Annotated in this window: 14 protein-coding genes; 10 read left to right on the top strand and 4 right to left on the bottom strand. The window is 60.5% G+C overall.

What is annotated here, in order from left to right:
* Complete coding sequence (locus PPGU16_RS26425; RefSeq protein WP_180723334.1) at nt 1-924, bottom strand: NAD-dependent epimerase/dehydratase family protein; 924 nt, start codon at nt 922-924, stop codon at nt 1-3.
* Nucleotides 925-1,051: 127 nt separating this feature from the next.
* On the opposite strand from PPGU16_RS26425, the gene PPGU16_RS26420 reads away from it, so the two are divergent.
* From PPGU16_RS26420 to PPGU16_RS26380, 9 genes are all read left to right on the top strand, one after another.
* On the top strand, nt 1,052-1,657 hold the full coding sequence (locus PPGU16_RS26420) for a TetR/AcrR family transcriptional regulator (RefSeq protein WP_180723333.1): 606 nt from the start codon (nt 1,052-1,054) through the stop codon (nt 1,655-1,657).
* Between the two features lie 306 nt (nt 1,658-1,963).
* Nucleotides 1,964-2,839, top strand: a complete 876-nt coding sequence (locus PPGU16_RS26415; protein ID WP_180723332.1) for a helix-turn-helix domain-containing protein — start codon at nt 1,964-1,966, stop codon at nt 2,837-2,839.
* A 120-nt stretch (nt 2,840-2,959) separates the two neighbouring features.
* Nucleotides 2,960-3,820 carry a PhzF family phenazine biosynthesis protein gene (locus PPGU16_RS26410; RefSeq protein WP_345961187.1) on the top strand — a complete coding sequence of 287 codons (861 nt, stop codon included), beginning with the start codon at nt 2,960-2,962 and terminating at the stop codon, nt 3,818-3,820.
* Nucleotides 3,817-4,329, top strand: coding sequence for a RidA family protein (locus PPGU16_RS26405; RefSeq protein ID WP_197986840.1), 513 nt, complete (start codon nt 3,817-3,819; stop codon nt 4,327-4,329). The genes PPGU16_RS26410 and PPGU16_RS26405 overlap by 4 nt, the downstream gene beginning before the upstream one ends.
* 31 nt (nt 4,330-4,360) lie before the next feature.
* Nucleotides 4,361-5,113, top strand: coding sequence for a transporter substrate-binding domain-containing protein (locus tag PPGU16_RS26400; protein WP_180723330.1), 753 nt, complete (start codon nt 4,361-4,363; stop codon nt 5,111-5,113).
* Nucleotides 5,110-5,766, top strand: coding sequence for a glutamine ABC transporter permease GlnP (glnP, locus tag PPGU16_RS26395; RefSeq protein ID WP_180723329.1), 657 nt, complete (start codon nt 5,110-5,112; stop codon nt 5,764-5,766). The genes PPGU16_RS26400 and glnP overlap by 4 nt, the downstream gene beginning before the upstream one ends.
* A complete protein-coding gene (glnQ, locus tag PPGU16_RS26390; protein WP_274599984.1) occupies nt 5,763-6,491 on the top strand; it encodes a glutamine ABC transporter ATP-binding protein GlnQ in 729 nt (242 codons plus the stop codon). Before glnP ends, glnQ begins: the two co-directional genes overlap by 4 nt.
* A gap of 46 nt (nt 6,492-6,537) precedes the next feature.
* A complete protein-coding gene (locus PPGU16_RS26385; RefSeq protein WP_180723328.1) occupies nt 6,538-7,722 on the top strand; it encodes a serine hydrolase domain-containing protein in 1,185 nt (394 codons plus the stop codon).
* A gap of 669 nt (nt 7,723-8,391) precedes the next feature.
* On the top strand, nt 8,392-9,267 hold the full coding sequence (locus PPGU16_RS26380; RefSeq protein ID WP_180723327.1) for a lipid A biosynthesis lauroyl acyltransferase: 876 nt from the start codon (nt 8,392-8,394) through the stop codon (nt 9,265-9,267).
* A 200-nt stretch (nt 9,268-9,467) separates the two neighbouring features.
* Here PPGU16_RS26380 and PPGU16_RS26375 read toward each other — a convergent pair whose 3' ends face one another.
* On the bottom strand, nt 9,468-9,719 hold the full coding sequence (locus PPGU16_RS26375) for a hypothetical protein (RefSeq protein ID WP_180723326.1): 252 nt from the start codon (nt 9,717-9,719) through the stop codon (nt 9,468-9,470).
* A gap of 413 nt (nt 9,720-10,132) precedes the next feature.
* Nucleotides 10,133-10,549: a hypothetical protein gene (locus tag PPGU16_RS26370; protein WP_180723325.1), complete on the bottom strand. Its 417-nt coding sequence runs from the start codon at nt 10,547-10,549 to the stop codon at nt 10,133-10,135.
* 945 nt (nt 10,550-11,494) lie between these two features.
* Here PPGU16_RS26370 and PPGU16_RS26365 point away from each other — a divergent pair.
* Nucleotides 11,495-11,818: a DUF4148 domain-containing protein gene (locus PPGU16_RS26365; protein ID WP_180725215.1), complete on the top strand. Its 324-nt coding sequence runs from the start codon at nt 11,495-11,497 to the stop codon at nt 11,816-11,818.
* 175 nt (nt 11,819-11,993) lie between these two features.
* Here PPGU16_RS26365 and PPGU16_RS26360 read toward each other — a convergent pair whose 3' ends face one another.
* On the bottom strand, nt 11,994-12,704 hold the full coding sequence (locus PPGU16_RS26360) for a TetR/AcrR family transcriptional regulator (protein ID WP_243460616.1): 711 nt from the start codon (nt 12,702-12,704) through the stop codon (nt 11,994-11,996).
* Nucleotides 12,705-12,719 lie beyond the last annotated feature (15 nt).

Genomic DNA, 12,719 nt, shown 5'->3' with positions numbered 1-12,719 from the left:
TCATGCTCCGTTACTTTGCTGAAAGTGCTTCTGTATAGCGAGGTCCGCAATCAGACCGGGGCCCTGGGGTTCCCACGCGAGAACTCGCCGGGCGTGTTGACCGCTTACCGTCTGGTCGAGCGCCAGCGCGTCAGCGAATGGCCCAAGCGATTTGCGAGCATCGTCGAGCGGCCAGCATTCGACGCGATCGGCGCCTACCGAGGCCCGAATCGCTTCACCCATTTCGGCAACGGCAACGGCATCTTCCGCGACCACGTTGAAGATCTGTCCCGCGACTCGACCATCCCCACTTGCCGCCCGCTCCACCGCGCTCAGGTAGGCCATGGCGAGATCATCGACGTGGACGGCAGGCCAGTGGTTGCGACCATCGCCGACGACTCTCACACTGCCCGTCTGACGGACCATGCCGGCAAGCATGCCAAAGATGCCGCCGCCGTAGCCGTGCACCATCGCCGGCCTGAGGACTACGGCAGCAATCGAGCGGCGTGCGGCTAGCGCCAGCACCTGTTGCTCCACTGCGGGCCGCCAGGCGACGAGTGGTGTCGGGTTCAGCGCCGATGCTTCCGTCGCGGGCTCCCCCTCCGTATTGCCATAGACCCAGGTGCCCGACGTATAGACAAACGCCGCGCCCGGATGCAAATGCGAGAGCATCGCGACAGCCGCAGCCTCATCAGCAGCGGCGGCGGAAGCATCGTTGGTCGACGCCATGTGCATCACGCCATCAGCGGCGCCGGCTGTCGCAGCGAAAGACTGTGGCTCGCGCAGGTTGCCGGAATGCAATGTCACGCCGAGACGTGCCAGCGCGCTGGCGGCCGCCGAACTGTCGTCGCGCACCAGCGCCGTCACCTGATGGCCGAGGCTGATAGCCTTGCGCGCGACCGCTTGCCCGATGAAGCCAGTACCACCTGTAATGAACAGATTCACAGCGCTCTCCATGAATGGTTGCGAAGTTGACGAGCCACACAAACGAGACTTATCGGTCTCGTTTTGACCAATCTAAACGAGACTGACCAGTCTTGTCAACCACTCGACGATCTGTTATTTATCTGACATGGACACGCCCTCTCTCCCCGACCTGAGCCCGCTGCAACGCCGTAAGCGGACCGCCATCCTCGACGGCGCGAAAACTGTTTTCTTGAGCCAGGGTTTCGGCCTGGCAACCATGGACGATGTCGCCGCGGCCGCAGGCGTCGGCAAACAGACGGTCTACCGCCACTTCAAGTCGAAGGAGGCGCTCTTCGTTGGTCTGGTGAGCGCGATGTGCGCTCAGGTGGGTGGATTTCTCGCCAGCGCTCAGAACGAGCAATCCGATGGCTCACCGGAAGTCGCGTTGCGTGAGTTGGGATGGGTGTTGGCACAAGCCCTTATCGCGCCGGATAATCTGAGGCTTTACCGGGCCATTGTTGCTGAGGCTGAGCGTCTTCCGGAACTCGGTCAGGTGTTTTACGAGAACGGTGCAAAGGTCGTGCGTGCCTTCGCCGCAAAAATTCTGCGAAAGCGATTCGACGAATCGACTGCCGCATTGCGGGCAGCGACATTCGTTCAGCTGGTGTTAGGCGACGCGTATCTTGAACTGTCAATCGGTTACACGGTCCCCGATGTGGAGACGCGCTTTGCGCTGCAGATTGACGAGGCGGTGGCGGCTGCACTTCGCTAAGGAGCGCAGCATAAGTTGTCGAATCACCGCATGCGAAGCGCAACGTCGTGCAGTGCGTGAGGCAAGACACCGCGCTTCAGATTCCGAACGTATTCGCCCGCTATCCGCCACACCATCACGCCAGACATCTCCCCCGGAATCGCAACAGCACGCAAAACACAGCCGCATTTTGCGCTGGTATCCTTCCCGCATCCCATCGAGGTTGTGTCCGTCCCTCGCGACTCCGCGCTGCGCAAGGCGCTTCGATCGCAACCCGGTCACGGCATGACCCGCTTCTGAATCGCATGAATTGCATGGAGTATGGCCATGCTACGAACGTTCACACAGCTTTGTCAGCCTGCCAACAAGGCTCTGCTCGTCGCTGCCGATGAAGGGCACGCAACGCTCACCGGCAGCGGCACCTACGCGATGCCGTGGCACTGGCACGACTGCCTGATGTTCATCCTGCCTGGCCAGGGCGCCGTCGAACTTCGCCACGAAGACCGGCGTGCGGGCACCTGGCTGTCTCAGGATCGCTTCGCGGTCGTACCGTCAGGGCGCGCCCATCAGACCCGCGCCGGATGCGCAACTCACACTCACGTGGCCGTCTATGTGACGGGCGACGCGTTGCACAAACTCGATACCGGTGTCGGCTCGCTCAGCGAATTCAGCCGGCGCACCCGCACGCCGATTCTCGTCCGAAGGACGGCCGCAATCCGCGCGCTGCAGGAACTCTCGCAGCGCGACGACATGAGTAGCTATGGCAGCGCGGCAACCCGCCAGGCCTTGTCGTCGGCCCTGCTGATGCAGTGTATCGGCGAGGTCATCGCCGGGAAGACGGAACTGGGGACATCGCCGCGCGAACACGGCATGGCGCTGGTCGCCGACATCGAAGCCTTCGTCGCCCAGCGCGCCGACCAGGAAATTCCTCTCGACATGCTGGAAGAGCGTTTTGGCGTGTCCCGGCGTCACATCACGCGCCTGTTCCGCGAGCGCACGGGCGTCTCGATCGGCGAGTTCCACCAGCGCACGCGTTACGACAATGCCTGCCGCCTGCTCGCTGAAACCGATCTGCCGATCGGCGAGGTGGCGTTCCGCGTCGGCTTCGAAAGCGGCGCCGCCCTCGCGCGTGCGATGCGCCGCGTCGGCGGCCATTCGCCTTCCGGTCTGCGAGCAAAGATGGCCCGTTCGGTCAAAACGTAGGGCCCGTTGGAACGCGCGGCGCGGCGCCGCTCCCCGTAATCTGACCGGACAGCAACACATCCCCCGGTCAGCGGGGCTCACGCCGCCATGTCTTTGCGCCCTCAAGTCGAACTCGTCAGCGTGTTTGCCGCCGGTCCCGGCGGCGGCAACCCGGCGCCCATCGTGATCGACGCCACCGGCATGTCCGACGCGGACATGCAGGCCGTCGCGCGGCACTACGGCCACGAAAGCGGCTTCGTCCTGCCCGCCGCGCCCGGCTCCCGCTGCGATTACGAATTCCGCTTCTGGGTCCCGAATCACGAGATGTCGATGTGCGGCCACGCCACGGTCGGCGCAGTCTGGCTGCTCCATCAGGCCGGACGCCTGCAGCGCGACCGCCTGACCATTCAGACGCGCAGCGGCGAGGTCGCCGTCCGCATCACCGGAGACACGGATCAAGGCGCTGCCGTCGAAATCTCTCAGCCCATGGGCCGCGTCGAGCCGCTGCCGCAGCACCGCCAGGACGAGATCCTCGACGCGCTCGGCATCACCGACGCGCAACTCGCGCCCTTGCCGATTCAGAACGCCTGCACCAGCCGGGTCAAGACGCTGATTCCGCTCAGCAGTCCCGCCGTTCTCGACGCCCTTCAGCCGCGCTTCGACAGAATAGAAGGCGTGTGCGAGCGGATCGGCTCCACGGGCCTCTACCCGTACGCGATCTCCGATGCCGGCCGGCAGATCTTCGATGCCCGTCAGTTCCCGCGCGCTTCAGGCTATCCGGAAGACGCAGCCACCGGGATCGCAGCCTCCGCGCTGTCGTTTGGCCTGCTCGCCAGTGGCATGGTGGAAGCGTCCACGCGGACCATCACGATCCGTCAGGGCCGCGCGATGAAACGACCGTCGCAAATCTCGGTGCGATTCAGCGTCGAGTCCAGTCACGTGGACGGTTGCTGGCTCGGCGGACCGGTCTGCTTCGAAACGCGCATCGGGGCTCCGTCATGACGATCGATATCGCGGACCGGCTTGCGCGACTGGGCATGACACTGCCGCCTGCACCGTCGCCGCGAGGCGCCTACACGGGCGTAGTGATCCATCACGACATCGCTTACGTCAGCGGCCAGGTCAGCCGCGTCGGCGAACAGGTGATCGCCGGGCCCGTCGATCGCGCGACGCCGCCCGAAGTAATCCGGCACGCCGCACAGACCTGCGTGCTGCGCGCGTTGAGCGCGCTCGCGGCAGCGCTGCCACCCGCGACGACAGTCGAACGCATTCTCTTTCTGCGCGGCTTCGTCAATGCCGTACCTGACTTCGTGAACCACAGCCAGGTGATGGATGAAGCCTCGTCGCTACTGCACGAAATCGTCGGCGACACAGGCCAACACGCGAGATCCGCAATCGGCGTTGCCAGCCTGCCTGGCGGTGGGCTGCTCGAAATCGAACTCACTGTTTCGCTGACGCATGAACCTGAGCGGCATCAGCGTAGTGCAACGCCACCACAACACGCCAGATAGCCCGGCACGATCACTCAACGAGGAGGAAACCATGAATCGCCGTCAATTGCTGCAACTGGGTCTCGCAGCCGGGCCCGCCATCGTGTTGTCCCGTGCTGTCCGCGCGGCCGATGCCGAACTGGTGGTCGGCTCCAACGTGGGCGCCCCGCCGTTCGCGTTCAAACAGGGCGATAGCTATTCCGGTTTCGACGTCGAGGTCTGGAGCGAAGTCGCGAAAGGATTGAACCGGAAATGGCGCCTGCAACCGATGGAATTCGGCGCGCTGATCCCGGCGCTACAGACCCACAATCTCGACGTGATCGTCTCGCAGCTGTTCATCAAGCCGGAGCGGCAGCAGGTGATCGATTTTTCGACGCCGTACTACAAAAGCGGGCTGATCGCGTTGACCCGCATGGACAACACCAGCATCCGCACACCAGCCGATCTCGCCGGCAAACGCATCGGCACCGAGACGGGCACGGTCGCGGTCAACTACATCAAGGATCACATCAAGGACGCCACGCTCGAGCAACTGCCTAGCATCAATAACGCGCTGCTCGCGCTGGAAGCGGGCCGCACCGATGTCGTCGTCTATGACAAGCCGCAACTGCTCTACTACGCCAACACCGCCGGGAAAAACAAGGTCCGGGTAATCCTGCCCGCCCTGGAAGGCCTCGACGTCGGCATGGGCTTCCAGAAAGGCAGCCCGCTCGTTGCAGCGGCCAACGTGCAGCTCGCTGCGATGAAAGCCGATGGACGGCTCGCCGCGCTCAACCGTAAATGGTTCGGCGAGGCGTCGTCATGAACTTCGACTGGGCGGCCCTCATTGCTGCATTGCCGGACCTGCTGCAAGGACTTCGGCTGACCCTGCTGATCGCGCTGACGGGACTGGCGGGCGGCGTCGCACTCGGTGTCATCGCGGGTGTGACGCTGACCTATGGAAGTCAGGCCGCGGCGTTTCCGGCGCAGATGTATGTCGCGTTGATTCGCGGCACGCCTATCGTGGTCCAGGTCATGTTCGTGTACTTCGCGCTGCCGATCATGATGGACATCCGCATCAGCGCGACCAGCGCCGCCATCATCACGTTGATCGTCAATTCCGGCGCCTACAACGCGGAGATTATCCGCGGCGCGCTCCAGGGCGTGCCGGGCGGATTGCGTGAGGCAGGCATGGCGATGGGGCTGCCATTCCATACCACGCTGGCTCACGTCATTGCACCCATCGCATTCAGACGCGCGCTGCCGGCAATGGGCAACCAGTTCGTCAATCTGGTCAAGGACACCTCGATCTTTCTCGTCATCGGCGTGGGCGAACTGACGCGCAGAGGACAGGAAATCATGGCCGAGAATTTTCGTGCAGTGGAGATCTGGACTGCGGTGGCGGTCATCTATCTGCTCGTCATCAGTCTGCTTGCACTCGGCCTGCGAGTGCTCGAACGGAGAGTACGCCTGCCATGAGCATGATCGAATTCCAGCAAGCCTCGAAGCGTTTCGGCCAGCACGTCGTCCTGCATCCGCTGGACCTCAGGATCGAACGAGGTGAAGTCGCCGTCATAGTCGGCCCGTCCGGCTCCGGCAAATCGACGCTGCTTCGCTGTATCAACGGGCTCGAGACGATCAGTTCCGGCGATCTGCGCGTCGACGATATCAGCGTGTTGGGTTCGGCCCGCGACGTCCGTCGCATCAGGCTCGAAGCGGGTATGGTGTTCCAGCAGTTCAATCTGTTTCCGAACCTGACGGCAATGCAGAACGTCATGTTCGGGCCGATCCGCGCGCGCCACCAGACTAAAGCCGAGGCACGCGATATCGCGACCGCGCTGCTGGAGAAAGTCGGCCTCTCGCAGCGGATGCATCACTATCCGTCGCAGCTTTCCGGCGGGCAGCAGCAACGTGTGGCCATCGCGCGAGCGCTTGCTGTGCAGCCCAAGCTGATGCTCTTCGACGAGCCCACTTCGGCACTCGACCCCGAGTTGCGCCAGGAGGTGCTCAAGGTCATGCAGACGCTCGCTTGCGAAGGCATGACGATGGTCGTCGTGACACATGAAATGGGTTTTGCACAGCGCGTGGGTTCGCGTCTGCTTTTTATGGAAGGGGGCCGTGTCGTGCACGACGGCAAGCCCGTCGAGATGTTGTCCACGCCGCCCGGCGAGCGCTTTCGCGAGTTCCTTCAACATGTTCATTGACGTCCGTGCAATTCACGCCCGTACGCGATAGGAGTCTGCAGTCAAGATGAATCCGTCACGTTTTGAAAGCGACTACGGCTTTCGCCGCGACAGTGTCCGGCACGACAACTGGCGTGAAGCGCCGTGGAATGTCTGGTCCTTTCGCCATGTCCACGAAATCATCCCGACAGCGCGTATTGCTGCCACACAGGGTCTTGCTGAAGAACCCATAGTCAGTGCCGATGCGTTGACGGAGCATCTGCTGGTGGTCGATGGTGAACGCCGCACGGTTGCGCAGATCCTGCAACAGACTTCGACCGACGCCATCACCGTGATGCGAGCCGGTCGTTTCGTCGCGGATTTTCATGCGCCGCACTTCACGCTGCAGAGCCGCCATATCCTGTTCTCGGCCAGCAAGTCAGTCGCCGGCCTGCTTGCGGGTATGCTGTTCGGCGACGGTCTTCTGGATCCTGACGCTCCCGTCGCGCAATACGTGCCCGAACTCACGCGTTCGGCCTTCGGCGATGCGCGCGTCAGGCATGTGCTGGATATGCGGACCAGCGTCGCATTCAACGAGGACTATCTCGATCCGAATGGTATCTATGCACGCTACCGGCGTGCAGGTCTGCTGGACCCGCGCCGCGAAGGCGAACCGGCAGAGACGGTGATCGATCTGCTCGCCTCCCTGCCCAAAGGTGCGGGCGAGCATGGCGGCCCGTTCCATTACTGCTCGCCCAACTCGGACGTGCTCGGCCTCGTAGTGGAGCGCGCCTCGGGCCAGCGTTACGCCGAGTTTGCGGCCATCCGTCTGTGGCAACCGCTCGGCTTACGACACGACGGTTGCATCACGGTGGACATCGCCGGCACTGCGCGCTCCGGTGGCGGCTTATGCATGACCGTGCGCGATCTGGCGAGAATCGGCGAGCTGGTCCGTCTGGGCGGCGAGATCAATGGGCGCCGGCTGATACCCGCGGACTGGATGAGCGATACCCTCACGGGCGGCAGCGCAGAGGCATGGCGACAAGGCAATTTCTCCAGCTGGCTGCCGAACGGCAAGTACCGAAACAAGTGGTATCAGGTGGGCAATGTCAGCGGCGCGTGCTTTGCGATTGGTATTCACGGCCAGTGGCTCTATGTCGATCCACGACGCGAGACGGTGATCGCCAAATTCTCATCACAACCCCAACCGACCAACGACGCAACCAAGCACCTGAATCTCGCATTGTTCGAAGCGATTGCGGCAATGGGATGAGGCATGTGTGGTCGTTGAGCTGTATGGATGTGTTACCTTTCGACCGTCAGCCCATTACCGATCCCCTGCGGAATATTTTTACGAAACGGCCAACCAGTTAAGGTCGCGTTAATGTTCGACGTGTACAGTTAACAGACCAGATCTTCCACGAATGGTCCGCGTGACCAGCCCCTCTTTGCAAAGGCCGCATGTTCCTTACGGGGAATTCCAATTCAGTAGACGGACTGGCTGCCTGAGCGCAAGCTAGCCGAAGGTAGGACCAGGGGGCTCCTTCCACTCATCATGCACGAGACAATCCGGTCGCTCGCTCACGTCGAGTCGATGTCGGATTGTCGTCCACGTATCGACGTTGCATAAAACTGCCACGGCGGCAGCAATAACTGTCGCACCAGATATCCGCCTGTTGCGTGCCAGAGATGGCACGCCAGGATCCGAGCCCCTTACACGCGTTTCACGTCCACCGCCAATCTTCGTCGCTTCCGTCAGACCTCGCGTGGGTAGCACCGGAACGACGGGCGGGAGTCTAGCTTTCGCCCCTTTCGATGCTGTTCTTCAGTGTGGTACGCCACGATAGCGACATCGCCTTGGCAGTTTTACCTGATCAAGGTTTGTGGTCAGCGAACAGAAGCGTTTCAGTCGGCAAAGCCGACCACCACACAGGAGCTGGTCTTGCAACAACTTGGTCATTTGCTCGTCGTCACTTTACTGCGCGTCCTCTCAATTCTTCCATATCAATGGGTCGCGAGGCTTGGCAGCGGGCTCGGCGCGGCTCTGTATGCGCTTCCTAGCCGTCGCAAACATATCGTCCTTGTCAATCTGCGTCTCTGCTTTCCGGAAAAGTCGATACTGGAGTTCGACGAGCTTGCCAGGGAACACTTCCGGCACGTCGTCCGCAGCTATCTCGAACGAGGCATTCAATGGTTTGGTAGCGCGCAAAGAATAAGAAATATCGTTCAGGTCGAAAGCGCGATTGATCTCGAAGACAGGAATGCGCCGCCCACCATCTTCATGGGGTTTCATTTCGTGGGCATCGAGGTCGGGTGCATGCTTTACTCACTGAAGATGCCCGCCGCTTCCTTGTACACACACATGTCCAACACGCGACTTTGCGATCTGGCCAAACGGCAGCGCGGCCGATTCGGCGCAGAGATGATCGAACGCTCGACAAGCGCCAGGAAGATCGTGAGACTTCTTCACGAGGGTAAGCCTGTGATGCTCGCTGCGGACATGGACCACGGCATCGAAAATTCTGTTTTTGTGCCTTTTTTTGGCGTCCCTGCGTGCACGCTGACTTCTGTTTCGCGCCTTGCGAAAATGGGCCGCGCACGCGTTGTGCCGTTCGTCACGGAAGTACTTCCGGATTTCAAAGGGTATCGGTTGCACGTTTTCGCGCCACTCAGCGATTTCCCATCGGGAAGCGAGACAAATGATGCGCGTTCCATGAATGCGTTTCTTGAGACCCAGATACAGAAATTTCCTGCCCAGTACTACTGGGTGCATCGACGCTTCAAACATCGTCCGTTGGGCATGCCCGCAGTATATTGATTGGTCGCCCTGCTGTTCGCCGATGTGCCGGACGTGCCCATCGTCAATCTCCGATTCGCAGCACGAGAAAGTCGCCAGCATGAGTAGTGAAGCGCTCGCATACGCAATCGACGAGTTTCCCGCGACGCGAACTGATATTGACGCGCGGTCCGGTCCGGCGGTCGACTGCAACCGTCCGCTAAAGACGAATACGGCAAATGTTAAGTTACGCTTATTTGCGACTCGATTGCAGAAAAATATAGTTCTAAAGACGGATCCTCGGAGGCCGATAGACCATCTGCCAATACGGCGTAATTTTTGGAGAGGAATATGTCAATCCAGTCTATCGGGCAAAGTATGGCCCAATCATCGAGCACCACGCAAAGCGCACAATCTGTAGCAGATACGAAACCGGCCGACACAAAGTCTTCATCAACGCCTTCGTCGCCATCACCGTCATACACGGTGAGCATCAGCAATGCTGGCCGAGCCGCAATGCTCGAGGCAAGCGAGACGTCGGTCCAGACTGCACAAGAAGCAGGTCGCGGTGACCTTCAGGCGCAACGGCTTTTGTCGCGGGAGCAGGCAGCAAAGGCACAGTAATCCCGTTTTTGTTTTCGCGCTCATCATCTCGTTTTGATAAAACGGGGATCTTCCATGCAGCGCCTGGCAGATCCCCGAAGTCAGATGATGATGGTCGACAACAAACTGTTCATTCCCCAGTGTGCGATCTCTGCACGCCGAGCCTCTCTCGCGCTCTAGCGTGATCCTCTTAAGGTTGCCTTAAGGTCTTGCATTTGAGCGCCGAAAGAAGCAGGAGCGAAGTGATTGCGTCAGCCTAGAGTCAAAGGGTTGCATCGCAAAGGCGAGACAGGCGTGTCTCGCCTCAGCGCGCAACGACGAACGATGTATGCATGCCCATTTCATAGTGCCCCGGTCTGTTGCAAATCAGCACGTAGTGTCCTGGCGCAAGCTTCAGTGACAGGCGTCTGGTCGAACCCCGCGCCAGATCCTCCACTTCGCCCATTTTCTTGAACCGGCTTTCCGTGACCTGGCCTTTGTGGACAGGCAGACGTGCGTCGTCCATATCTGTCTTCAGCACCACGAATTCATGTTCCGTCTCGCCGCTCGCTGCGTTGTTCACTTCGAACGTGACAAGTCCCGCATTCGCCGTGCCGGGATCGAGCTGAATCATCTTGTCCGTGAGCTTGACATGAATCGTCTCGTCCGCATAACCGCTCAGCGGCGCAACGCCGAGCACAAGCACCGCCAGCACGTACACAGTATGGTTTCTGTCGATCATGATGTATCTCCTCGAAAGGGCCACATTGCCGCAAGACCGGTCGAAGCACAGTGCGAGAATCCCCGGCCACGAAAACGCGTAAATCAACTGTTCACTTGATGAGCGTCGCGCGTCATCCGGCACGTTCACCAATATGAATGGGTAAGTTCCCCCGCCATCGATCGTGGCCGCTGCAGAGTTTTTATCGGGGCGCTCATAGCTCCACCTTCACGCAACGGCACAAGCAGACTTGCACGCGTTGCGCGCGTGTATTCATCGTGGATGAAGTATTCGGGTTCGTCAGTGCAGACCAACCTCGCTGGAAGAACGTGAGCTGGCATCGAAATATTCCGTTCGATGTCGCGCGGGAGGTCGCTTTCTGGCCCGCTGTACTGGCGAACAAAAGCGATTCGAGTGGCTTGGAAGGCGCCGTGCTTCCATAGCCCCTCGTGATCGTGTTGCGCCCGTTACTGCGGATCTCTGTCGCGCCTTACGACCGGATGACAAGTGGAAGTTTTTGAAGAACAGGGGAATATTTGCAGGACAGCGGTCGTATAGCCTCTTGGGGCGTCAACGCGGAACAGTCTCTCACCAGTCAGATTAAGGAGGGTGATCATGTCGCAGGTCTCGCGGGCATAGACCTCTCCCACTTCGGTCGCCGTACCCTCCGGAGCCTGCGCCCTCCTTCGGGAAACCGGCGACCTTGCACGACACGTCTTCGACATGCACCGATGATGATGCTGTCCTGACGATGTCGCTCGCTTTTCATCACACGCCTGTCGCAGCGTTTGCGTTGCAGGTTGCATCAATCGTCTTGTTTGTGTCGATGTGTTCATCGACGGTGTGCATGACGTGCGGTGTCATTCGTATGCGCGTGCATAGTTCAGAGTTTTGGCAGATCGAGCGTCGGTGGCTTCGCGGGATCACATTCATTTGAAGATTGCCGACGACCAGAAGGAGCTGATCATGAAATCTTTCGTTTTCACAACCGTCGCCGCCTCAACGTTGGCAATGTCGGTCGCCGCCTTCTCGCAGACCGATTCCACTGCAACGCGAGCGCAGGTGCGGGCAGAGCTGATGCAATTGGAACAGGCAGGCTATGATCCCGCGAAAGGCGAGAACCCCAATTACCCTGCAGATATTCAGGCCGCTGAAGCGCGTGTGTCCGCAGCCAACAGAGCGACCGAATACGGAGGGACAGCTTCTGGATCGTCCTCGTCCGGATCTCGCGCAACGACCCGTCCGGCGTCCGGAGACGAAATGCGCCAGCTCTACTTTGGCGGAGAGTAAGCCAGGCCAACCACGCCGGCTAGCCGCGAGCGTCTTCGGCTGTAACAAGATGATCGCTCGCGGCGCAACGTAGCTGTTTCCCCCGTCGCAATGAACTTCCCGAGGTCGAAACAAACCACGAGCTGACGATTTTCCTGTGTCATCCAATCGACAGCTTGAAATGGCCATCGCAGCGCTACCGAAGCGGATGAAGCTGAAGAAACACAGCAGTGGCGTTGCGGGCACGCGCCGCGATTTCACGTGAGTTCGGCCGCTCGACGACGCCAAGCAGCAGGCTGACCATCAAATTACCCCACAGCAACCCGCCGTACTGTTCGGCAAGTTCGGCAGGACGGCCATTGAGAAGTCCGGACGTCTGAGCCCGGGCCATGACCTGACGCAAAGCAGCACGACTTGTCTCTCGCCCGGTCGAATCGAGCGCTTGCGCCACCTCGGGCGCGTGGACTGCCTCGGCGATCGCCAGTCGAAAGACCGCAATGACCGTTGGATCGGTGATCTCGCGGACGAGCTGCGTCCCGAGAGTAGTCAATACGCGCGCGAGTGTCTCGCGGTCGTGCGGCACGGGCAAGTCAGCGGGTACCTGCAATCTCGTGGCGCGCTCGCTGATGCAGGCGACCAGCATCTCTTTCTTGTTGCCCACCAGTGCATACAGTTCCCGTTTCGAAACTCGTGCGCGCGTGGCGATCTCGAGCGTGCTGGTCGCCGCGTAGCCACTCGTCATGAACGATTCGAAGGCGGCATCGAGAATGCGCGCACGCACCTCGGTTTCGTCGCGGCCTTCCTGACGCTCCTTTGACAGCGATCCCGTGGTCATCGTCATCTCTCTTGACATTCGGTACCGCATAGTACCATACTGGATCAACCGTCTGGTACCTATGAGTACCATGACTGCTCGGAGGCG

It is taken from the genome of Paraburkholderia largidicola (genome assembly GCF_013426895.1).
In the GTDB taxonomy this organism is placed as follows: domain Bacteria; phylum Pseudomonadota; class Gammaproteobacteria; order Burkholderiales; family Burkholderiaceae; genus Paraburkholderia; species Paraburkholderia largidicola.
Note: the sequence above shows the minus strand (reverse complement) of the source record. Positions and strands in the feature narration are given on the sequence as shown.